Raw genomic sequence first — 21,251 nt, 5'->3', positions numbered from 1 at the left:
TTTAGGTGGGTCACAGGTCGATTCCTGCGAGGTCGGGTGATTGGTCAACTGGCGGGCCAGCTGGGTAGGCGGGGTCGATGGCAGCCAGGGGTTCGGGGTCGTCGAGAACGGAGGCCAGCTCGAGCGCTGCAGGGCTGAGCGCGTCTTGGTGAGCCTGCTGTTGGATGCGTGCGGTGACCCCGGCGTAGCGTTCCTCGGCCGCCTCCAGCGCGGTGATGTGCTTGAAGGGCTTGTCGAGGTCTTCTCGCGCCTGCTCGATCCGTCGTGTGAGGGAGTCGCGTTCCTCCTGGAGCGACACGATCGACGAGTCGATCTGCGGGATGAGGTTCTCCAGCCGCGTGATCAGGCCCATGTGCTGGGTGGAGGTCGCACCCATCTTGGCAATGGTGACCTTGGCCCGGGGGGCGTCCTGGAGGAGCAGCACGATCTGGGCTGGCGTCGACTGCAGGACCAGGTCGTGGCCACCAATCTTGCCGACGGTGTAGTCCCGGTAGCCGGACTGGTTGAGGCCCAGCTGGAAGGCAGGGCCAGCGCCGCCCGCAAACAGGAACTCCTGGACCGCCGCGAGTGCATCCTTGCGCTTGTCGTACCAGGTGCCCCGGAAGAGCATCTGGAACCGGTCTGCCTCCGTGGAGGTGCTGCGCCGCGCTGCGTCGCGGTACATCGAGATCTCGCTGTTGTAGCGGGCGATCCGCGGCTCGGCCGCGATCACGCCTTCGAGCTGGGCCCGGTTGCGTTTGTAGCCCACCTCCAGGCGGCGGAGCTTGGTCAGGTCCTCCTTGGCTTGGAGTTCCTCCATCATCAGGGGATCTCCCGACGACAGCGCCTTGAACTGCGCGAAGCTCAAGGTGTCGTCGCCGCCGACGTCCTCGACCTGCCGGACGTCGATCTTGCTGGTCATCACCTGGCTGATGAACCCGGCCTTGCGTTCCAGCGTCTGCCACAGGAACGTGTCGAAGCTCTTCTCGGTGATCATCTGAGTGAGGGCAACCTCGGGATTCTGGTTGCCCTGCCGGATGGCTCTTCCCTCGCGCTGTGTGACATCTGCTGGCCGCCAGGGCGCGTCCATGTGGAGGAGGTGGACCACCCGGTTCTGGATGTTGGTGCCGGTGCCCATCTTCGAGGTGGAGCCGATCAGGACCGCTACTCCGCCCTCGCGGCACTCCCTGAAGAGCTGACCCCGCTCAGCGGTCGTTCGCGCCTCGTGGATGAACCGCACCTGCGAGCGAGGCACGCCACGCTCGTCGAGGGCCTCCCGAAGGGCGTTGTAAGCGTCCCAGGGGCCGTCCTGAGACGCTGAGGACCCCTTGGGGGTCGCCAGGTCGCAGAACACGATCTGAAGGGCTCCAGGGACCGGGTGCGGCTCCTGGGTGGCGGGGTCGAGGAACACTTGGTCTTTGTGCTGGTGGTAGAGCTGCGCCAGCCGATCAGCAGCGACGTCAGTCTTGGTCACTTCGCTGGGCTCACAGCCCACCAACCGCAGATCCAGAGCCGCCAGCCGGCCATCGTTGGTGATCTTCAGCATGTTGTCGTCGGCGGGGTCGACGGCTCCCGAGGCGATCAGGTCGACCCGGTGGTCCATCTCTGCCTGGAACGCGACCAGCTCGGGCGACTGCGGCACCACGAGTGCCTCAGGCAGCCGCTGCGTATCGGTGCGGCGCGCTACGAGCGGTTTCGGCAGGTTCAGTTCCTCGCTGGTCTTGATGTCACCAAATTGGTTGAACATTGACACCAGCTCCGGCACGTTCGTGAACTGCGCGAACCGCGATCGCACCTGGTACTTGGTGCCGGTCGGGTTCATCTCGAAACCGGTGATGACCTGGCCAAAGGTTGCCGCCCACTGGTCGAAGGCGTGGATGCCGGCGTCCTCGAGGAGCTGCGGTGCCAGGTAGCGCTGCATCACATACATTTCCGAGACCGAGTTGGCGATCGGGGTTGCGGTGGCTCCGGTCATCACGCGGCCCCCGAAATGGTCACGCAGGTACGAGACCTTCATGTGGAGGTCGGTGGCTCGGATCGAGCCCTGGGAGATGCCGGCTCCTGGGATTGCCGAGGGGGTCCACAGGTTCTTGTACTCGTGCAGCTCGTCGACCAGGAGGTAGTCCACACCGGTGGCCTCGAAGGTGATGCCCGGATCGCGTTCGACGTTGACCCGCTTCTTCAGCTGCTCCTCCTTCACCAGCAGCATCCGCTCCAACTTTTTGACCGTCTGCTCGCTGCCGCCCTCCGTGGCTGTCGCCAGCGATGCACGGATCGAGGAGATCTCTCGGGTGACGTACTCCTCCTGGGCGGCAGGGCTCAGTCCCAGCTTCCCGAAAGCGTCGCGGGTGATGATGATCGCGTCCCAGTCGCTGGCGGCCGCCTTCGCGACGAACCGCCGGCGCGCTCCGTCCTGCAGGCCGATGTCATCGGTCGCCGCGGACAGCAGCATCGCTGAGGGATACAGCTGGACCCATTCGCGGGTGAACTGCTCCAGCATGTGGTTCGGCACCACCACCATCGGCTTGCGGACCAGGCCCAGCCGGCGCAGCTCGGCCGCACCGATCACCATCTCCGCTGTCTTGCCAGCGCCCACCTCATGGAACAGACCCACGGACTCTTCCGCGAGCATCCGCGCCACAGCAGCCCGCTGATGAGGTCGCGGGACGAAGGACCGCGACAACCCCGGGAAGGTGAGGTGGGCCGATTCTGCAGAATAGTTCCGGGCGACCAGGGCGTTGAAGGTGTCGTTGTACGTCTTCAGGAGCGTCGTGGACCGGTCGGGGTCACGCCACAGCCAGTCCTCGAAGTCATCCTGCAGCTCTTGAGCCTTCTCCTTGGCCAGCTCGGTCTTGGCAGGGTTGAGTACCCGCCGCTCCGAGCCGTCGTCGTCGATGACGTCGTAGACCAAGACGGGACGCTGCTCCAGCATCGCCTTGAGGATCGCGCTGGCTCCAGCATCCACCGTCCCGTAGCGGGAGTAGGTCAGGACGCCGGTGACAGCTCCGCGAACCTCCCAGTCGCTATGCAGCACATTGCGCACCACCATCTTGGGCGATTCCAACAGCTCCCGAGCCCAGTCCTGCACGTACACATCGGGGATCCACACCGCGCCGAGGTTCGCGCTGATGTCCTCCACGCCGAGGTCAGCAGGGACGACCGCTTCCAGTGCTGCGATCTGGCGGGCCCAGCGCCCCGGCGTCGCCGCGTCAGCTTCCTGCGCCGCGTACAGCTTCCGGCGCACATTCCCGGAGCAGAACTCCGCCGCAGTGACCCACCTCGGCTCTTCGTCGACGTCGATTCGAGGTACCTCGAAGAGCAGGTCCCCGAGCTGCGCGACGGTCACTTCCAGTGACGGTTCGCCCAGCAGCTGGCCGATGTAGTCGACGTCGACGTGGCCGCGCTGGTCCAGCGACACGGCCAACGCGTCTGCGGGAGTCTCTGCACTGCGCACAGGTGGCCTGGGCAGGACCTGCCGCGTCACCAGGAGCCCTGCTGGCCGAGCGGTGCGGTCGCGGTCATCGAAGATCTCGATGCCGCTCACCCAGGCCCCGAACGGATCGGTCAGGAGTTTCGCAACCGCTGCTGGCCGCCGCCGGCGGATGATCTCTTCGCCATCGGAGTCGACCCGGCTCGACTCCGTGAACCTGTTGACCGGCCCGTACTTGGCGACGTAGGTCTCCCAGCTGGTCCGCAGGGCTGCGCGGGCCATGTCGAGGGCGTCGTCGTCGTCGATGGAGGCGGCCTCCCGCTGGACCACGGCCTTGACCTGGTCGCGGATGCTCAGAAGGGCGACCAGCTCGGCCGTCGCGGAGGTAGGCACCTTCAAGGCGACGTGCTGCCCGTCAGAGACTGCCGTGAATGACGTGCCCTGCCAGGTGATGTGTCCGTCGATCAGGTCAGCGGCGGCTGGTGCGATCGCCACAGCCCGGGCCGCCAGGGTCGCCTCTGTCGGAGGCAGCACCCCGAGCCCGTTCTGATGCGCGAGGGTCACCACCTTCGATAGCCGATTCCCGAGCTGCCCGGCCACTGCCGGAGCCGACTTTTCGCCGTTGATCACCAGCGCAGCCGCCCCATACAGCGAGACCTCAACGCGGGGCTCACCCAGCATCAGCTCGCGGCGTGCCTTGAAGTGCCGGTTGATCAGGGGAGGTCCGTCCTCACCGTAGGTGCCCGGCACGATCGTCGGTTCCGCCCAGATCCAGTCGGGATCCTCATTCGGAATTGGGGCAGAGGGGTCACGCCGGCGGAAGATCAGCAGATCGGTGACCGCCTCGGTCCCCGCAGCTGCTTTGTGCGCGCTGCTCGGCAGCCGCACCGCGCCGACCAGCTCACCCAGGGAGTTCATCTCTCGCCGGGCCGTGGGGCTCTTCGCGTCCATCGTCCATCGTCCATCGGCTGGTCAGGACCGCGACCAGCCCGCCGGGCCGGGTGTGGTGCAGCGACTTGATGATGAAGTGGTTGTGGATCGAGTGACGCTGACCGAGGTTGAAGCGTGGGTCATGGAGTTTCGCGTCCTCGAACGGGACGTTCCCGATGACCAGGTCGAAGGAGTCGACGGGAAGCCGGGACGCCGCAAACGACTCCGCGCGGATCGTGGCCGCCTGGTTCAGTTGCTGCGCGATCGCCGCGGTCACGGGATCGAGCTCGACCCCGACCGCGTCGACGGCGACGGGAGCCATCCCCAGGAATGTTCCTGCTCCGCAGCCGGGCTCCAGCACCCGGCCACCCTCGAAGCCCAGGCCCTGGACCGCTGACCAGATCTCCCGCACATAGGCCGGATCGGTGTAGTGAGCATTGAGTACCGTGCGGCGGGCGGCCAAGTACTCCTCCTCGCTGAGCAGCTCCCGCAGCTCAGCCCGCTCAGACGGCCACGGCCCGCCTTCCTCAAAGACCCTTGGGACCGCCCCCAGGAACCCCAGCGCGCCAGGACCGCCTGCTCGGCTCCTGTCGCCCGACGTCCTTCCGTCTCCAGGTGCTTCACCAGGCGCAGCGCATCGAGGTTGGCCTTGACCCGAGTTCCCCTGCCAGAGGGGCTCAGGTCCTCTTGCGACGTCGCGCGGAAGGTTAGGAGTTCTGGTGATCCTGCAGCTGCTGAATCGTCTGCGCGAACGACGCCAGCGGATCGTTCTGCTGCGCCTGGTACTCGTCCAGGTCGACCGGTTCCCCGATCCCGCTCAACACCTGCTCGGGATCCACCGCCGGAAGCCCGCCCGTCGCCGGCATCAGGTCGGCCAGCACCCGTTCCTCGATCGCCTTCTTGGCTGCGTTGGTCTGCCCCACGCCCTCCAAGTAGCTCGTGGCTGGAGGCAGGATCAGCGTGGCCAACTCCTCCTCGATCAGCTCCTGCGCTTCCTCCCCCAACGTCGAAAAGTGATAGCTGGGGTCGGGGATCTGCGCGCACTCGCTCGGTGCGAGGGCGCGCCAGGCCTCCATGAGACGTCGTCCGTACTGGTTCATCTGAGTGCTCCTTCGTAGCTGGCGGAACCGACCACAGCTCCTCCAGGCTCGGCTGTTCATAGCCGAATGCCTTAGCTGTTCGTCTCGCCATGATGGGTCCTGTCTCGCGTGGATTGCTCTCACGCCACGACACCAGTCCATGGGTCTACTCCACGTTGTTCGCGGACGAAGTTGGTACCAAGGTTGACTCCACCGCAGCGCGGCGCGCCTTCGCCGAGGCGCGGCCACGGCCCCAGTAGGTCAGGAGCAGCAGCAAACCGAGGGCGAGGATCGCGAAGTCGAGGAGCTGTCCGACCGGGTGCGTGGTCATCACCCATCCCATGAAGGCGCAGAACACGACGGGGACGATGAGGCCGGCCCATGCCGCCCACCGGCTCAGCAGGTAGTGGACTGCCAGCCCGGCGACGATCCCCCCGACTCCGGCGGCGAGGAGGACTGGCGGAACCACGTGCGACCCCCTTCTCCACTGTGGCGAAACCTCCGAGAAGCGATGGACGCTGGGGGTACGCCCATCGCTTCCCGTGGTTCTACTCAGCCACAGCGGTGCGCCGATGTCACGCCGTCGTCGACTTTCGTCAACGGATCCACGACCATCGTCCGCCAGATCTCAGGGCAGTGCCGCCAGGAAGTCCAGCACGAGGCGCTCCCACTGCGAGGCGTGGGAGACGTTGGCGCCATGCGGTGCGCCGTCGATGAGTTCCAGGCGGCTGTCCTGCACATACCCGGCCATGCGGGCGCTGGAGGCGGCGGCGGGCACGTTGATGTCGCCGGTGCCGTGGATGACGAGCGTCGGGACGTCGATCGCGCGGCAGTCGGCCCGCAGGTCGGTGGCCCAGATCTCGATGCAGCGCGCGGCCGCCTCCGGGTCGGAGCGCAGCCCGATGCGGAGCGCCTCCTGCCGGGTCGCCTCGTCGACCTGCAGGCCGCCCGCCTCCGTGCTGAAGAACCAGCCCGTGAACTGGTCAAGGAAGCCGGCATGGTCGGCACGGCACTGGGCCGCCATCTGGTCGAAGCCGTCCCTCGGCATGGCGCCGTCGGGGTTGTCGTCGGTGACGCACAGCGCGGGCGTGATGGAGCCGGAGAAGACGGCGGCCGCGATCCGGCCGGCCCGCCCCGCGCCGAAGCTGCGGGCCAGTTCGCCGCCACCCATGGAGAAGCCGAGCACGGCGGCCCCCGTCAGGTCCAGCGTCTCCAGCACGGCGGCCAGGTCGGCAGACAGGGTGTCGTAGTCGTAGCCGGCCGCAGGCTTGTCCGAGTCGCCGAAGCCACGCCGGTCATAGGTGACGACGCGGTAGCCGGCGTCCCGGAAGGCCGGCACGTTACCGGCGAAGGCCTCGCCGGACAGCGGCCAGCCGTGGACAAGGACCAGCGGGCGGCCGCTGCCGCCGGTGTCCGTGTAGTGAAGTCGGGTGCCGTCATCGGTAACCAGGTCGGGCATGGCGCCTCCTCCTCGGAAAGGTGGAGACCCACGCTAGTGGGCGTCCGGTCGGCCGGGGCGGACCGGCCGAAACTACCCCGCCGGCGCGCCGACCGTGCCACCGGCGAGGAGTCGGGGCCCGGCCAGGCCGACGGGAGGGGGCGCCTGGTCCGTGAGCCGGGCCATCACCTGCTGCGCGACCGAGGCCGCCAGTTCGTCGGCGGGTTGCACAATCGTCGTGAGCCGCGGCCGCAGCAGCCCCGCCAGTTCCCCGCCGTCGAGGCCGACCAGCGAGACATCGCCCGGCACGGCCAGCCCGGCCTCGGCGACCGCCCGCAGGGCGCCGACGGTGAGCTCGTAGTTCGCGGCGAAGATGGCCGTCGGCCGGGTCGCGCCGAACAGGAGAGACGTGGCGGCGACGGCTCCGTCGTCGACGGTCAGCGGCGTGTGCCGGACCCGGACCTCGGCACCGGTGCCCGCGCACTCGGCGACGAAGCCGGCCGTGCGGCCACGCAGCGAGGACACGTCGTCCGGGCCCCGAGGACGGCGACGTCACGGTGCCCGTGGTCCAGCAGCAGCCTGGCGGCCATGCGGCCCGCGGCCCGGTTGTCGAGCTCGACGACCGGTGCCTCGACACCGTCCTGCTCCCGGTCGAGCAGCACGAGCACCACGCCGTCGGCCGCGAGCTCCGACAGCGCTTCCGCCTCGCCCGCGGAGGGGACCGCGATGACGGCGTCGACGCCCTTGTCGCGGAGGAACTCGACCGCGGCGCCGGGCTCCTCCGGTCGGCTGGCGCTGACCAGCAGCCCGATCCCCTCCGGGCGGAGGATGCGCTCCAGCTCCGCCACCACCGACATGTGGAACGCGTTGTCGAGCGCGGGCAGGACCACCCCGAGGGACTGGCTGCGGCCCCGGCGCAGCGACCTGGCGGCCGGGTTCACCCGGTAGCCGAGCTCCGCCACGGCCGCGTCGATCGCGGCGCGGTTCCTGTCACGCACGGGAAGCCCGTTGAAGTACTTGGAGATCGTGGCGAGCGAGAGCCCGGTCAGCTGCGCGATGTCCTTGTAGGTGGCCATGCTTCAGTCGATCGCCGGGGTCCCGTAGCCGCCCCAGCCGGGGATGATGCCGTCGACGTCCCACAGGTCGCGCCAGTCGCCCGCCCCCTCCCACAGGAAGACCTGGCCCTTGATGAGGCGGTTGTCCCGGTCGGCCGTGGCGAGTTCGAGCAGTTCGGCCGCGGTGAGCGGATCCCCGGATGCCGCCTCGAGGTTGGCACGCAGCTGCTCCTCCTTCACGGAGAAGGGGATGGGGATCTGGCCCCGGCTGACGGCCCACGTGAGCGCGACCTGGGCCGGGTGCAGCCCGCGTCGCTGGGCGATGGCGAGCACGGGCGGCAGTTCGAGGTCGACGACGTCGTCGGGGTGCGGTCCCGCTCCGGGCGCGACGGCGACCCCAGCGGCGAGTAGCCGACGGGCCTGATGCCCTCGGCGAGACAGAACTCGAAGAGCTCCGGCTGCTGGAAGCCGGGGTGGAGCTCCATCTCGTTGAGGCTCGGCCGGATCCGCGCGTCGGCGAGGATGCGACGCAGCTTGGGGATGGTGACGTTGGAGACGCCGAGATGGCGGATCACCCCCTCGTCGACGAGGTCCTCCAGCGCCCGCCACACGGCCATGAAGCCGTCATGGCTGTACGGGGTGGCATGCGGGTCGCGCGCTCCCACGTCGACACCGGGCGCGTGGTGGTTCGGGAAGGGCCAGTGCACGAAGACGGCGTCCAGATACCCGAGCCGGAGGTCGGCGAGGCTCCGCCGCACCGAGGCGACGGCGTCGGCCGGCGCATGCGCGTCGTTCCAGACCTTGCTCATCACCGTCAGCTCGTCGCGGCGCAGGCCGAACTCGTCGAGGGCACCCGCGATGGCCTCTCCCACGGCCGCCTCGTTCCCGTAGACCGACGCGCAGTCGATCAGCCGGTAGCCGACGCCGATCGCGGTGCGTACGGCCGCGGCCACCTCTGCGGCGCCGTACCTGTCCGAGCCGAACGTTCCCATGCCGATGGCCGGGAACATATCTCCACCGACCTCTACCGTCGCCGCCATGCCAACCTCCTGAAACGAAACTTTTCACCCTAAGCATGCCGATGCGATCGACACCCGTCAAGCGTTAATCTACCCCGCGTTGACCAGGAAGCACATCCGAGCCTAGGCTTTAGGCGAATCGTTTTGTTTCATGGATCAAGGAGGCTCCCATGCGAGCTGCGTATCTTCCCGGCGGCAGCCGCGTCGACCTGCGCGACGACGTCGTCGACCCCACCCCCGGCCACGGTCAGGTCGTCCTCGCCATGAAGGCGTCGACGATCTGCGGCTCCGACCTGCGCGCCATCTACCGCGAGCATCTGGGCGAGGGCCCCGAGGCGTATCAGGGCGTGGTCGGCGGCCACGAGCCGGCCGGACAGGTGATCGCGGTGGGCCCCGGCGTCGGGCACCTCACGGTCGGCGACCGGGTCGTCGTCTACCACATCAGCGGCTGCGGCATCTGCGACGACTGCCGGGAGGGCTTCCAGATCTCCTGCCAGTCGGAGTCCCGCGCGGCCTACGGCTGGCAGCGCGACGGCGGGCATGCGGACCTGCTCCTGGCAGAGGCGCGCGACTGCGTCGTCCTTCCCGACTCGCTGAGCTACCTCGACGGCGCATGCGTCGCCTGCGGCTTCGGGACCGCCTACGAGGCGTTGCGCCGACTGGCGCCGAGCGGACGCGACGAGCTGCTGATCACCGGCCTCGGTCCCGTCGGCCTGGCCGCGGGCCTGCTGGCGGCGAAGATGGGGGTCACCACCATCGTCGGCACCGATATCTCCCCCGAGCGGCGGGCGCTCGCCGTCCGGCTCGGGGCAGTCACGGCCACCGTCGCCTCCGACGACGACGCGGGCCTCGACGCCGCACTCCCCCGTGGCGCGAGCATCGCGTTCGATGCGTCGGGCGCCGGCGTCGCGCAGGCCCAGGCGATCGCACGCACCCGCCGCTGGGGTCGCGTCGCCCTCGTCGGCGAGGGCGGACAGCTGTCCATCGACGTCAGCGAACACATCATCCACAAGCAGCTGACGATCCACGGCTCGTGGGTCACGTCGACCCTGCACATGGCCGAACTGCTCGCCGATCTCGACCGCTGGGGCCTGCACCCGGAGGTCGTCGTCTCCGACCGGTTCCCGCTGGAGCAGGTCGCCGAGGCCTACCGGGCAGCCGACAGCGGCCGGCTCGGCAAGGTCGCGGTCGTCTGGGAGGACTGACGGCGGAGACGCGGAACCGCCGCGGGGCAGTGCCCCGCGGCGGTTCCGCGTTCGTCAGATGTTGTAGCCGACGGAGCGCAGCTGTTCGCGGCCGTCGTCGGTGATCATCTCCAGGCCCCACGGCGGCAGCCAGACCCAGTTGACGGTCACCGAGTTGGCCAGGTTGTCGAGCACGTACTTGGTGTCGTACTCGATCTTGTCCGTGAGCGGGCAGGTGGGCGACGTGAGCGTCATGTCGAGCGTGACGTTGCCCTCGTCGTCGATCTGCACGCCGTAGAGCAGACCCAGGTCGACGACGTTGACCATCAGTTCCGGGTCGACGACGTCCTTCATCGCCTCGACGATGTCGTCCTCGCTCGGCAGGTTCGACGTGGGGGCGGCGGTGCCGAGATCGACCTCGGGCAGGTCGTCCCTGACGAGGTCACTCGGCCTCTGTTCGGGGTGTACATCAGTCCTCCTTGGCTGTGGCTTGGAGAGTGGCGTCGCGCAGGGCGGACCACCCGAGGAGCGCGCACTTCACGCGCGCCGGGAACTTCGACACGCCCGCGAACGCGATGGCGTCCTCGAAGGTGTCCTCGTCCGGTTCGATGCGGCCCTGCGACTGCATCATCTCCAGAAACTTGTCGTGCAGCTCGAGCGCGTGGGCGGTCGTGCCGCCGATGAGCAGGTCGCCCATCACCGAGGTGGAGGCCTGCGAGATCGAGCAGCCCTCCGCCGCGTACGAGATGTCGGTGATCGTGTCGCCGTCGAGGTGGACGCGCAGCGTCAGCTCGTCGCCGCACGAGGGGTTCACGTGATGGACCTCGGTCGCATACCCGTCGCGGAGCCCGCTGTGGTGCTTCTCCCGGTAGTGGTCGAGGATGATGGTCTGGTAGAGCTCGTCGATGTTCATGCCGCTCCTCAGAAGCGCGGGGCGAAGTAGTCACGGGTGAAGACCAGCGCGTCGGCCAGCGCGTCGATCTCGTCCGTGGTCGTGTAGAGATAGCTGGAGGCGCGCGTCGAACTCTGGTGCCCGAGTCGCTTGTGCAGGGGGCGGGCGCAGTGGTGGCCACCGCGGATCGCGACGCCCCGCGAGTCCAGCACCTGCATCACGTCGTGCGGGTGCACGCCGCGCAGGTTGAACGAGATGGCGCTCCCCCGCTCCACCGCCTCGGTGGGGCCCAGGATGACCAGGCCGTCGATGTCGGTCAGCTTGGCCAGCGCGTACGCCGTGATCTCCTGCTCGTGCGCCGCGATGGCGTCCATGCCGAGGCCGGTCAGGTAGTCGACCGCGGCACCCAGCCCGACCGCCTGCGCGATCGGCGGCGTTCCCGCCTCGAACCGGGCGGGCGGAGGCGCATAGGTGGAGCGTTCCATCTCGACGACCTCGATCATCTCGCCGCCGCCGAGGAAGGGCGGCAGCTCGGCGAGCAGGTCGTAGCGTCCCCACAGCACGCCGATGCCGGTGGGGCCGACCATCTTGTGGCCGGTGAAGACCACCATGTCGGCACCCAGCGCGACGACATCGGTGGCCTGGTGCGGCACCGCCTGCGACGCGTCGACGACCATGCGCGCACCGACGGCGTGGGCCTGCGCGGCGATCGCGGCGATGGGGTTGCGGGTGCCGAGGACGTTGCTCACCCAGGTGAGCGAGACGATGCGGGTGCGCTCGTTGATGAGGGAGGTCGCGGCAGCCTGCTCGAGGTCGAGGCGGCCGTCGTCGGTGATGTCGAACCAGCGCAGCGTGGCGCCCGTGCGCTGGCACAGCAGCTGCCACGGCACGATGTTGGAGTGGTGCTCCATGACGGAGATGACGACCTCGTCGCCGGGGCCGAGGCCCGCTCCGAGCGTGTTCGCCGCCAGGTTGAGAGCCTCGGAGGCGTTCTTCGTGAAGACGATCTCCTCCGCGCGGGTGGCGCCGACGAAGGTGCCGATCCTGGTCCGTGCCCCCTCGAAGGCCTCGGTCGCCTCCGCACCGAGCATGTGCATGGCGCGGGCGACGTTGGCGTTGTGTTCGAGGTAGTGGGCCGCCATGGCGTCGACGACCTGGCGCGGCTTCTGCGAGGTGTTGGCCGAGTCGAGGTAGACCAGCGGGTACTGCCCGACGGTGCGCTGCAGGACGGGGAAGTCCTGGCGGACCCTGTCGACGTCGTAGCTCATGATTCCTTCTCGCTGGTGGGTTCCGGGCCCGCGGCGGCGCAGGCGCCGCCGCGGGTGTTCAGGACGCTCAGGCGTTCGCGGCCGCCTTGACGTACTCCTCGTAGCCGGTGGCCTCGAGCTTCTCAGCCAGTTCCTTGCCGCCCTCGTCGACGATGCGGCCGTCGACGAACACGTGCACGAAGGTGGGCTCGATGTAGCGCAGGATGCGGGTGTAGTGCGTGATGAGCACCACGGCGCGGTCGCCCTGCGCGGAGTAGCGATTGACGCCCTCCGAGACGACCTTCAGCGCGTCGATGTCGAGGCCGGAGTCGGTCTCGTCGAGGATCGCGGCCTTCGGGTTGAGTAGCTCGAGCTGGGTGATCTCGTGGCGCTTCTTCTCACCACCGGAGAAGCCCTCGTTGACGGAGCGGGCGGAGAAGGAGCTGTCGAGCTGCATGCGGTTGAGCGCGCTCTCGACGTCCTTGACCCAGGTGCGGACCTTGGGCGCCTGGCCGTCGATGGCGGTCTTCGCGGTGCGGAGGAAGTTGGCGACCGAGACGCCGGGGACCTCAACGGGGTACTGCATGGCCAGGAACAGACCGGCGCGGGCACGCTCGTCGACCTTCAGGTCGGTGAGCTCGACGCCGTCAAGGGTGACGGAGCCCGAGGTGATGACGTACTTCGGGTGGCCGGCGATCGCGTAGGCCAGCGTCGACTTGCCCGAGCCGTTGGGGCCCATGATGGCGTGGATCTCGCCGGGGTTGATGGTCAGATTGACGCCCTTGAGGATCGGCTTGTTGCCCTCCTCGGTGAGGACGTCGACGTGCAGGTCGGAGATGACGAGCGTGGACATGGCTGGGTGGCTCCTAGGTGTTCTCGGTGAAAGTAAGTGGGTTGTCGGGATCGACGAGGACGTCGTCTCCCTCGATGCGGACAGCGAAGACCCGGACCGGCTGCGTGGCGGGCAGGTTCAGTGCGGCCCCGGTGCGCAGGTCGAAGGTCGACCCGTGCAGGTAGCACTCGATCGTGCAGTCGACGACGTCACCCTCGCTGAGGGGGACCTTCCCGTGGCTGCACTCGTCCTCGATGGCGAAGAGTTCGCCCTTGTGGCGGACGATGGCCACCGTCAGCTCGTCGTCGACGTCGCACGAGAGTGGGACGTCGTCGACGAGTTCATCGACGGTGGCGATGGCCCGGAAGGTCACAGGTGCCCCGCGGTGCGGGTGGTGCCGTGGACGAGCTCGAGCTCGCGCTCGACCTGGGCAAGCAGCCGCGTCTCGATCTCGGGGACGCCGATGCGGCGGATGATGTCGTTGAAGAATCCATGCACGATCAGGCGTCGCGCCTCGTCCTCCGGGACACCGCGGCTCATGAGGTAGAAGAGCTGGTTGTCGTCGAAGCGACCGGTGCTGGACGCGTGGCCCGCGCCGCGGATGTCGCCCGTCTCGATCTCGAGGTTCGGCACCGAGTCGGCCTGGCAGCCCTCCGACAGCAGCAGGTTCTTGTTCGACTCGTACGTGTCGATGTCGAGCGCGACCTTGCGGATCAGCACGTCACCGATCCAGACGGAGTGCGCGCCCTTGCCCTGCAGCGCGCCGCGGTAGTCGACGTTGCTGGTCGTCTGCGGGGCGTTGTGGTCGACGAACATGCGGTGCTCGACGTCCTGGCCTTCGTTCACGAAGTACAGGCCGAACTGCTCGAGCTGGCCGCCGGGGCCGGCGTAGCGGGCGCGCTCGGCGATCCGGATCGCCTTGCCACCCATGGAGGCGTGCACGGTGCGGACCCGGGCGTCGCGGCCGACCTCGACGGAGATCTGCCCGCCGTGGATGGTGTCCCCTGCCCAGTCGTTGACGTAGACCAGGTTGACCTGGGCGCCGTCACCGATGCGGAAGTCGTACTTGCAGGAGTACTGGGCCGATCCCTGGAACCGCAGCACGACCGTGGCCTTGCTGTACGGGCCGAACTCGGCCACGAAGGTCTCCGCGGCCTGCTCGCCCCGGCCGGTGGCCAGGTAGACGATGGGCTCGTCGAGCTCGAGCTCGGCGGGCACCTTCAGGTGCACGGCCCGGCCGGTGCGCTCCGCGGCGATCGCGGAGATGCGGTCGACCGGCGGCTCGACGGCCAGCGCGCGGGCCTGCTCGGGAGTGATCGTGGTGAACTCGACGCCCTCGGGGGTGTCACCGCTCCAGTCGAGGCTGCCCAGGGCGGCGCCGGTGGCCAGCAGCGGCTTCAGGGTGCGGATCGGCGAGAAGCGCCAGATCTCCTCGCGGCCCGTGGGCGTGGGGTGCTGCTCGACGTCGTAGCTCGGCTCCGGGTGCAGGTGCGACTCGATGGTCTCGATGGCACCGGCGACGTTGGGCACGGTTGCAGTAGTCAAATCTCTCGTCACTTTCTCGGAAGTCTCTGTCAGGTCGCGGCCGGCGTCAGCCGACGGCGCCTTCCATCTGCAGCTCGATCAGGCGGTTCAGCTCGAGGGCGTACTCCATCGGCAGTTCCCGTGCGATCGGCTCGATGAAGCCGCGCACGATCATCGCCATGGCCTCGTCCTCCTCCATGCCGCGCGACATGAGGTAGAAGAGCTGATCGTCCGACACCTTGGACACGGTGGCCTCGTGGGCCATCGACACGTCCTCCTCGCGGACGTCGACGTACGGGTACGTGTCGGAGCGCGACACGTTGTCGACGAGCAGGGCGTCACACTTGACCGACGAGGCGGAGTGGAAGGCCCCGGGCTCCACCTTGACGAGGCCGCGGTACGACGCGCGTCCGCCGGAGCGGGCGACGGACTTCGAGATGATCGAGCTGGACGTGTTCGGCGCGCAGTGGACCATCTTCGAGCCGGTGTCCTGGTGCTGGTTCTCGCCGGCGAAGGCGATCGACAGCGTCTCGCCACGGGCGTGGTCGCCCATGAGGTACACGGCGGGGTACTTCATGGTCACCTTGGATCCGATGTTGCCGTCGATCCACTCCATGGTGGCGCCCTCCTCGCAGATGGCGCGCTTGGTGACCAGGTTGTACACGTTGGTCGACCAGTTCTGGATCGTCGTGTAGCGGACGCGGGCGTTCTTCTTCACGATGATCTCGACGACGGCCGAGTGCAGCGAGTCGGAGCTGTAGATCGGGGCGGTGCAGCCCTCGACGTAGTGCACGTAGGAGCCCTCGTCGGCGATGATCAGCGTCCGCTCAAACTGGCCCATGTTCTCGGTGTTGATCCGGAAGTACGCCTGCAGCGGGATCGTCACGTGGACGCCCTTGGGGACGTAGATGAACGAGCCACCCGACCACACGGCCGTGTTCAGCGACGCGAACTTGTTGTCGCCGACCGGGATGACGGTGCCGAAGTACTCCTGGAAGATCTCCGGGTGTTCCTTGAGCGCGGTGTCGGTGTCGAGGAAGATGACGCCCTGACGCTCGAGCTCCTCGTTGATCTTGTGGTAGACGACCTCGGACTCGTACTGGGCCGCGACACCTGCGACGAGGCGCGCCTTCTCAGCCTCGGGGATGCCGAGCCGGTCGTAGGTGTTCTTGATGTCCTCCGGGAGGTCGTCCCAGGTCTGGGCCTGACGCTCGGTGGACCGCACGAAGTACTTGATGTTGTCGAAGTCGATCTGGCCGAGGTCGGCACCCCATGCGGGCATGGGCTTGCGATCGAACAGCTTGAGACCCTTGAGACGGAGGTCGAGCATCCACTGCGGCTCGCTCTTGAGCCCCGAGATGTTCTTCACGACATCGTCGTTCAGGCCGCGGCGCGCGACCTTGCCCGCCGCGTCGTCGTCGTGCCAGCCCCACTGGTAGGTGGAGAGTGCCTCGATGTGCTCGTCCTGCGTGGCGCCCAGTCCTGGGGCCTGAGGAGCAGTCTGCGTCATATCTGCTTCGTCACTTTCTTCTGGGAATACGGGGGGTGGGCAGCGGCCGCGGGACGTGCGTGGTGCACACCCCGTCGCCGTGGGCGATGGTGGCGAGCCGCTGCACATGGCTGTCGAGCAGCCGGGAGAACAGCAGCGTCTCCACTTCACACATGATGGGGAACTCGGCGGCGACGTTCGCCACCGGGCAGTGGTGCTGGAGCAGTTGGTCGCCCGAGGAGACGGGCCGGACGGACGGCGCGTAGCCGTCGACGGCGAGTGCCTCGACGAGGGCCTCGATGGCGGGGCGCTCGGGTCCGCGTCGCGGAGCCCCCGGAACCGTGCCTCGACCTCCACGAGCCGCTCGGTGGCCAGTTCCCGCACCGCGGCGGGGCCCGCAGCGGCCGAGAGACGGCGCAGGGCCGCGATCGCGAGGTCGTCGTAGGCCTGCCGGAAGTCGGCGCGGCCCTCATCGGTCAGGACGAACACCTTGGACGGGCGACCCCTGCCCCGTGGCCCGTAGACGCGCTCCTCACGTGATGTGAGGGTGCCTTCGTCCAGGAGGGCCGACAGGTGGCGGCGGACCGCCGCCGGAGTCAGTTCGAGCCGCTCCGCCAGCTGCTTGGCCGTCTGGGGACCGTCGTTCAGAATCAGATGTACGACCCTGCGCCTCGTGGGCACATCGGCCTCGACCTCGGTCGAAACACTCATCTCCACCTCCCGCGCGTCCCGCATGGGCCCGCTGCCCTAATTGCGTGAGTCCCAGTTTTCCTATTTACCGTTCAGATTTCAAGCAAGGCTGCCCTAACCCGATGGGGTGGACAGGGTTCGAGGCTCCTCGCTCCACTAGGCTGACGGCGTGTCCGCCCTGATCGCCTCCGACCTCCATGTGTCCTTCGGTGCCGTGAAGGCCCTCGCCGGGCTCAGTCTGACGGCGGACGAAGGACAGGTGACCGCGCTGCTCGGCCCCAACGGTGCCGGCAAGACCACGTTCATCCGCTGCTGCACCGCGTTGGTGCGCCCCGCCGCCGGCGAGTTGACGATCTTCGGCTCCCGGCCCGGCGATCCAGCCCTGCTGCCACGGATCGGCCTGATGCCCCAGGCGACCGGCGCCTGGTCAGGTGTGCAGGCAGGGGAACTGCTGCGCTACCTGGCGGGCCTCTATGCGTCGCCGCAGCCGGTCGACCCCCTGATCGACCTGCTCGGCATCCGCGCGTTCGAGCGGACCCCGTACCGGCGGCTGTCCGGCGGCCAGCAGCAGGCCGTCAACCTCGCGGGCGCCCTGGTGGGCCGCCCGTCGCTGGTCATCCTCGACGAGCCGACGGCGGGGCTCGACCCGCGGGCCCGTCGCCTCACGTGGGACGTGGTCCGTGCCGCGCGCGACGCCGGCGTCGCCGTCGTGCTGACGACACACGACATGGCCGAGGCCGAGACGCTGGCCGACCTGGTGCACATCGTCGACGGCGGCCGCGTCCAGATCACCGGCACCGTCGCGGACCTGACCGACGGGGGCACGCTGGAGGACGCGTACCTGCACTACACGACGGGAGCCGACCGGTGAGCCTCGACTTCTCCCCCTCCCCGGCCGCGGCATCGACGGCGAGACGGGTCGTCTCGCACGCGTCGATGGAGGCGCGCCTCATCCTCCGCAACGGCGAGCAGGCAATCCTGGCGGTCGTGATCCCGCTGGCGGTGCTCGTCGGCGCACGGTTCTTCGGCGACCGCTTCGGGCTGCCCCTGTCCCAGGCCGCGCCGTCCGTGCTGGCCCTGGCGATGTGGAGTTCGGGGCTGACGACACTGGCGATCGCCACGGGCTTCGAGCGTCGCTACAACGTGCTCGAGCGGCTGGCCGCGACCCCGCTCGGCCGCCCCGGCATCCTCGCTGGCAAGGCCCTCAGCATCGCCATGATCACGGCGGGGCAGGTGCTGGTCCTGTCCCTGGCGGCCTTGGCTCTCGGCTGGAGACCGGTCTGGTCGCTCCCCGCGGCGCTGGTCGCGGCCGTCGTCGCCGTCCTGGCGCTGGGCGCGTTCGCCGGGATCGCGCTCAGCATCGCCGGCTCACTGCGGCCGGAGGCCACCCTCGCAGTGGCCAACCTCGCCTATCTCGTCGGGATGCCGCTCGGCATCCTGCTGCCCGTCGACCGGTTCCCGGCCTGGGCACAGCCTGTCGTCTCCGCGCTGCCGACCGGAGCGCTCGGCGAGACGCTGCGCGCCGCCGCAGCGGGCACGGCCCTAGGCTGGCCGGTGGCCGTGACGGCGCTGTGGTGCGTGGCGGCCCTCGCCCTCGCCAGAAAGGTGTTCACATGGACCTCCTGAGGAAGCTCGTCGACAGCGACAGGGCGCTGCACACGTGGCTGTGGGCGTCGCTCATCTGCAACATGGGCATCATCGTGACCGGCGCGGTGGTCAGGATCACCGGCTCCGGGCTCGGCTGCCCGACCTGGCCGCAGTGCACGGACGACTCGTACGTCCCCACGGCGCGCTCGGCATCCACGGCGCCATCGAGTTCGGCAACCGCCTGCTGACGTTCGTGCTGATCGCCGCGGCCCTCGGCGCCTTCATCAGCGCCGTGCGGCGGCACGGCGCCCGCTCCCAGCTGTTCTGGATCACGCTCGGAGTCGGGCTCGGCATCCCGTTCCAGGGCGTCATCGGCGGCATCACCGTGCTGACCCAGCTCAACCCCTTCGTCGTCGCGTTCCACCTGCTGCTGTCGGTCGCGCTCGTGGTGATCTGCGTCTGGGCGCTGCGGGTCGGCTACCGCGTGGAGCCGGTCGCCGTCGGAAAGGGGCCCCGCTGGCTCGTGGTCCTCACGTTCGCCGCGGCCATGGCCTCGATCTGGCTGGGCACCGTGGTGACGGGCTCCGGCCCGCACGCCGGCGACGCGGACGCCGTCCGGACCGGGTTCGATATCGAGGCAACAGCCCGGCTGCACGCGGCTTTGGCGTGGGTGTTCGGCGCGGGCGCCCTCGCCTGCCTGGTGCTGTTCACCAGGGCCCGACTGACGCTCCCGAAGCGGGGCGCGATCGCTGTGGTCGCGGCGGGCGCGACGCAGGGAGCGATCGGCTACGCGCAGTATTTCCTGGGGATCCCGGCGGGCATCGTCGCGCTGCATATGGTTGGCTTGGCGATACTGACCGCGGCCGTGTCCTGGCTGCTGGTGACCACGAGGAGCACGCATGCCGACCAACCCGCTGCTGACGAAGACCCTGCCCTTCGCGCTGCCTGACTTCGCGGCCGCGACGGCCGCCGACTACCGGGCAGCCGCCTTCGGGTCCATGGAGGCGCAGACGGCGGCGCTGGCCGCCCTGCGTGACGACGACTCCCCCGCCACCGTCGCCAACGTGCTCGGCGCCTGGGAGGATGCCCAGGCCGACCTGCTCCGCGCCATCTACGCGTTCTGGGCCGTGCGCTCCTCCGACACCACTGACGAACTCGACGCCATCGAGGAGGACCTCGCCCCCGCACTGGCGGGTCACGAGGACTCCATCTACCTCGATCGCGGCCTGTACGCACGGCTGCAGCAGTTGGAGGCCCGCATCGCCGCCGGCGAGGTCGAGGCCGACGAACAGGACCGCTACGCGCTCGACGAACTGCTGCGGGCCTTCCGCCGCGCCGGCGTCGACATCCCCGAGGAGAAGCAGGAGCGGCTGCGCGCGCTGAACCGGGAACTCGCCGGGCTGTCGTCGAAGTTCGAGACCCTCAACAGGCAGGCCCGCAACGCCGGCGGGATCGACGTGACCGAGGCCGAGCTGGCCGGACTCGACGAGGCCGAGCGGGAGGCACTCCGCAGCGGCGACGGGTACAGGATCGAGCTCCTCAACACCACGCAGCAGCAGCTTGCCGCCAAGCTCGCCGACGCGGGCGTGCGCCGTCGCCTGCTGGACGCGTCGCTCAACCGGGCCCTGTCCGGAGAGTTCGACACCCGTGACATCGTGGTGCAGACGGCTCGGGCGCGGGCGGAGCGGGCCACGCTGCTCGGGTATCCCCACCACGCGGCGCTGGTCGCCGAGGCGGGCTGCGCCAAGACAACCGACGCGATCCTCGAGATGCTGGTTCCCCTCGCGCAGGCGGGGCTGGCAAAGGCCCGCGGCGAGGCCGAGGAACTGGCCGCCCGCTACGCGGAGCTCAACCCCGGCGCCGAGTTCACGGCGGCCGACTGGAGCTACGTCGAGGCGATCGTCCGCCGCGAGCGCTACGCGTTCGACGAGGCGCAGCTGGGTGAATACCTGCAGGTCGACAAGGTGCTCGCCGCCGTCTACGCGGCCGCAGAGGACCTCTACGGCATCACCTTCCACCCGCGTGAGGACCTCGTCGGCCACGCGCCGGAGACCGAGACGTACGAGGTCCACGACGCCGACGGCACCGTCCTCGGCCTGTTCGTCATGGACTTCTGGGCACGCCCCACCAAGGACGGCGGCGCCTGGATGAGCAACCTGGTCGACCAGTCGACCCGCGACGACGCCCTGCCGGTCGTCACCAACAACTGCAACTACACCCGCACCACCACGACCATCACGTGGGACGGCGTCATCACCATGTTCCACGAGTTCGGACACGCGCTGCACGGGCTGCTCGCCGACAGCCGCTACGGCTCCCGCTCCGGCACCAACACGCCGCGCGACTTCGTGGAGTTCCCGAGCCAGGTCAACGAGCACTGGGCGTGGACCCCTGGCCGCGTCCTGCCGGCCGAGTGGATCGAGCGCCTCGAGCAGGCCGACCGGTTCGGCCAGGGCTACGCCACCGCTGAGACCGAGCTGTCGTCGCTGCTGGACCTGGTGTGGCACACCACCCCGCTCGACGAGCTGCCCGCCGACGGCGAGGGCGTCGAGGCCTTCGAGCGGGCCGCGCTCGAGAGGTTCGGGCTCGTCGAGCCGCTGGTGCCGCCGCGGTACCGGTCGCAGTACTTCGCGCACATCTGGGGCGGAGGCTACGCGGCCAGCTACTACGGCTACGCCTGGGCGAAGGTGATGGACGCCGACGCCGTCGCCTGGTTCAACGACCAGACCGGGCCGCTGCGGGAGGCCGGTGACCACTTCCGCCGCACGCTGCTCGCGCCAGGCGGTTCCGTCGACCCGATGGAGACCTACCGCCGCTTCCGCGGGCGCGACCCCCAGCTGCAGCCGCTGCTGGACCGCCTCGGCCTCACGATCTGA

22 protein-coding genes and 1 pseudogene are annotated in these 21,251 nt (G+C 69.0%); 6 read left to right on the top strand and 17 right to left on the bottom strand.

What is annotated here, in order from left to right:
- Positions 1–10: 10 nt before the first annotated feature.
- The 9 genes from H9L22_RS03310 to H9L22_RS03275 all read right to left on the bottom strand — a co-directional run bounded on the left by H9L22_RS03310 (position 11) and on the right by H9L22_RS03275 (position 8,921).
- A complete protein-coding gene (locus H9L22_RS03310) occupies positions 11–4,360 on the bottom strand; it encodes a helicase-related protein (RefSeq protein ID WP_187721582.1) in 4,350 nt (1,449 codons plus the stop codon).
- The gene (locus H9L22_RS03305) at positions 4,311–4,802 is read right to left on the bottom strand and encodes a methyltransferase domain-containing protein (protein ID WP_187721581.1); all 492 of its coding nucleotides are present in this window, start codon (positions 4,800–4,802) and stop codon (positions 4,311–4,313) included. The genes H9L22_RS03310 and H9L22_RS03305 overlap by 50 nt, the downstream gene beginning before the upstream one ends.
- Before the next feature lie 244 nt (positions 4,803–5,046).
- Complete coding sequence (locus H9L22_RS03300) at positions 5,047–5,439, bottom strand: TnpV protein (protein ID WP_187721580.1); 393 nt, start codon at positions 5,437–5,439, stop codon at positions 5,047–5,049.
- Between the two features lie 145 nt (positions 5,440–5,584).
- The gene (locus tag H9L22_RS03295; protein WP_187721579.1) at positions 5,585–5,887 is read right to left on the bottom strand and encodes a hypothetical protein; all 303 of its coding nucleotides are present in this window, start codon (positions 5,885–5,887) and stop codon (positions 5,585–5,587) included.
- Between the two features lie 159 nt (positions 5,888–6,046).
- Positions 6,047–6,877 (bottom strand): alpha/beta fold hydrolase, encoded by an 831-nt coding sequence (locus H9L22_RS03290; RefSeq protein WP_187721578.1) that lies wholly within the window; start codon positions 6,875–6,877, stop codon positions 6,047–6,049.
- A 72-nt stretch (positions 6,878–6,949) separates the two neighbouring features.
- A complete protein-coding gene (locus H9L22_RS20250) occupies positions 6,950–7,381 on the bottom strand; it encodes a substrate-binding domain-containing protein (protein WP_187721577.1) in 432 nt (143 codons plus the stop codon).
- Entirely contained in the window at positions 7,294–7,932 is a 639-nt protein-coding gene (locus tag H9L22_RS20245) for a LacI family DNA-binding transcriptional regulator (protein ID WP_187721576.1), read from the bottom strand. The genes H9L22_RS20250 and H9L22_RS20245 overlap by 88 nt, the downstream gene beginning before the upstream one ends.
- A 3-nt stretch (positions 7,933–7,935) precedes the next feature.
- A complete protein-coding gene (locus tag H9L22_RS19515) occupies positions 7,936–8,244 on the bottom strand; it encodes an aldo/keto reductase (protein WP_264292534.1) in 309 nt (102 codons plus the stop codon).
- Positions 8,148–8,921 (bottom strand): aldo/keto reductase family protein, encoded by a 774-nt coding sequence (locus tag H9L22_RS03275; RefSeq protein WP_264292533.1) that lies wholly within the window; start codon positions 8,919–8,921, stop codon positions 8,148–8,150. The genes H9L22_RS19515 and H9L22_RS03275 overlap by 97 nt, the downstream gene beginning before the upstream one ends.
- Before the next feature lie 179 nt (positions 8,922–9,100).
- On the opposite strand from H9L22_RS03275, the gene H9L22_RS03270 reads away from it, so the two are divergent.
- Positions 9,101–10,135 carry a zinc-dependent alcohol dehydrogenase family protein gene (locus H9L22_RS03270; RefSeq protein WP_187721575.1) on the top strand — a complete coding sequence of 345 codons (1,035 nt, stop codon included), beginning with the start codon at positions 9,101–9,103 and terminating at the stop codon, positions 10,133–10,135.
- A gap of 54 nt (positions 10,136–10,189) precedes the next feature.
- On the opposite strand, the gene H9L22_RS03265 is transcribed toward H9L22_RS03270, so the two are convergent.
- From H9L22_RS03265 to H9L22_RS20720, 8 genes and pseudogenes are all read right to left on the bottom strand, one after another.
- Entirely contained in the window at positions 10,190–10,540 is a 351-nt protein-coding gene (locus H9L22_RS03265; protein WP_187722547.1) for a metal-sulfur cluster assembly factor, read from the bottom strand.
- Positions 10,541–10,583: 43 nt separating this feature from the next.
- On the bottom strand, positions 10,584–11,027 hold the full coding sequence (gene sufU, locus H9L22_RS03260) for a Fe-S cluster assembly sulfur transfer protein SufU (RefSeq protein ID WP_187721574.1): 444 nt from the start codon (positions 11,025–11,027) through the stop codon (positions 10,584–10,586).
- An 8-nt stretch (positions 11,028–11,035) separates the two neighbouring features.
- Positions 11,036–12,274 (bottom strand): SufS family cysteine desulfurase, encoded by a 1,239-nt coding sequence (locus H9L22_RS03255; protein ID WP_187721573.1) that lies wholly within the window; start codon positions 12,272–12,274, stop codon positions 11,036–11,038.
- Positions 12,275–12,341: 67 nt separating this feature from the next.
- On the bottom strand, positions 12,342–13,106 hold the full coding sequence (gene sufC / locus H9L22_RS03250; protein WP_187721572.1) for a Fe-S cluster assembly ATPase SufC: 765 nt from the start codon (positions 13,104–13,106) through the stop codon (positions 12,342–12,344).
- 13 nt (positions 13,107–13,119) lie between these two features.
- Positions 13,120–13,458: a non-heme iron oxygenase ferredoxin subunit gene (locus H9L22_RS03245; RefSeq protein WP_187721571.1), complete on the bottom strand. Its 339-nt coding sequence runs from the start codon at positions 13,456–13,458 to the stop codon at positions 13,120–13,122.
- Complete coding sequence (sufD, locus tag H9L22_RS03240; RefSeq protein ID WP_226966096.1) at positions 13,455–14,615, bottom strand: Fe-S cluster assembly protein SufD; 1,161 nt, start codon at positions 14,613–14,615, stop codon at positions 13,455–13,457. The genes H9L22_RS03245 and sufD overlap by 4 nt, the downstream gene beginning before the upstream one ends.
- Before the next feature lie 61 nt (positions 14,616–14,676).
- Positions 14,677–16,119, bottom strand: coding sequence for a Fe-S cluster assembly protein SufB (sufB, locus tag H9L22_RS03235; RefSeq protein ID WP_187721569.1), 1,443 nt, complete (start codon positions 16,117–16,119; stop codon positions 14,677–14,679).
- 10 nt (positions 16,120–16,129) lie between these two features.
- Positions 16,130–16,809: pseudogene (locus H9L22_RS20720) on the bottom strand (helix-turn-helix transcriptional regulator).
- A gap of 157 nt (positions 16,810–16,966) precedes the next feature.
- Between H9L22_RS20720 and H9L22_RS03225 the strand changes: the two are divergent.
- Genes H9L22_RS03225 through H9L22_RS03210 form a run of 5 tightly spaced genes read left to right on the top strand, consistent with a single transcriptional unit; the run spans position 16,967 to position 21,251 of the window.
- Complete coding sequence (locus H9L22_RS03225; protein ID WP_187722545.1) at positions 16,967–17,659, top strand: ABC transporter ATP-binding protein; 693 nt, start codon at positions 16,967–16,969, stop codon at positions 17,657–17,659.
- A complete protein-coding gene (locus tag H9L22_RS03220) occupies positions 17,656–18,414 on the top strand; it encodes an ABC transporter permease (RefSeq protein ID WP_226966095.1) in 759 nt (252 codons plus the stop codon). The genes H9L22_RS03225 and H9L22_RS03220 overlap by 4 nt, the downstream gene beginning before the upstream one ends.
- Complete coding sequence (locus H9L22_RS19510; protein ID WP_264292532.1) at positions 18,402–18,623, top strand: COX15/CtaA family protein; 222 nt, start codon at positions 18,402–18,404, stop codon at positions 18,621–18,623. Before H9L22_RS03220 ends, H9L22_RS19510 begins: the two co-directional genes overlap by 13 nt.
- The gene (locus H9L22_RS03215) at positions 18,548–19,324 is read left to right on the top strand and encodes a COX15/CtaA family protein (RefSeq protein WP_264292531.1); all 777 of its coding nucleotides are present in this window, start codon (positions 18,548–18,550) and stop codon (positions 19,322–19,324) included. Before H9L22_RS19510 ends, H9L22_RS03215 begins: the two co-directional genes overlap by 76 nt.
- Complete coding sequence (locus tag H9L22_RS03210; RefSeq protein ID WP_187721568.1) at positions 19,275–21,251, top strand: M3 family metallopeptidase; 1,977 nt, start codon at positions 19,275–19,277, stop codon at positions 21,249–21,251. The genes H9L22_RS03215 and H9L22_RS03210 overlap by 50 nt, the downstream gene beginning before the upstream one ends.

Origin of the sequence: Tessaracoccus defluvii (genome assembly GCF_014489575.1) — a bacterium.
GTDB classification, from domain to species: Bacteria; Actinomycetota; Actinomycetes; order Propionibacteriales; family Propionibacteriaceae; genus Arachnia; species Arachnia defluvii.
Note: the sequence above shows the minus strand (reverse complement) of the source record. Positions and strands in the feature narration are given on the sequence as shown.

Coding starts and splice junctions, on each gene's coding strand:
- sufB (WP_187721569.1), bottom strand. CDS start 16,119: ATGACGCAGACTGCTCCTCAGGCCCCAGGACTGGGCGCCACGCAGGAC.
- H9L22_RS03210 (WP_187721568.1), top strand. CDS start 19,275: ATGCCGACCAACCCGCTGCTGACGAAGACCCTGCCCTTCGCGCTGCCT.
- H9L22_RS03300 (WP_187721580.1), bottom strand. CDS start 5,439: ATGAACCAGTACGGACGACGTCTCATGGAGGCCTGGCGCGCCCTCGCA.
- H9L22_RS03255 (WP_187721573.1), bottom strand. CDS start 12,274: ATGAGCTACGACGTCGACAGGGTCCGCCAGGACTTCCCCGTCCTGCAG.
- H9L22_RS03310 (WP_187721582.1), bottom strand. CDS start 4,360: ATGGACGCGAAGAGCCCCACGGCCCGGCGAGAGATGAACTCCCTGGGT.
- H9L22_RS20245 (WP_187721576.1), bottom strand. CDS start 7,932: ATGGCCACCTACAAGGACATCGCGCAGCTGACCGGGCTCTCGCTCGCC.
- H9L22_RS03275 (WP_264292533.1), bottom strand. CDS start 8,921: ATGTTCCCGGCCATCGGCATGGGAACGTTCGGCTCGGACAGGTACGGC.
- sufC (WP_187721572.1), bottom strand. CDS start 13,106: ATGTCCACGCTCGTCATCTCCGACCTGCACGTCGACGTCCTCACCGAG.
- H9L22_RS03270 (WP_187721575.1), top strand. CDS start 9,101: ATGCGAGCTGCGTATCTTCCCGGCGGCAGCCGCGTCGACCTGCGCGAC.
- H9L22_RS03290 (WP_187721578.1), bottom strand. CDS start 6,877: ATGCCCGACCTGGTTACCGATGACGGCACCCGACTTCACTACACGGAC.
- H9L22_RS19510 (WP_264292532.1), top strand. CDS start 18,402: ATGGACCTCCTGAGGAAGCTCGTCGACAGCGACAGGGCGCTGCACACG.
- sufU (WP_187721574.1), bottom strand. CDS start 11,027: ATGAACATCGACGAGCTCTACCAGACCATCATCCTCGACCACTACCGG.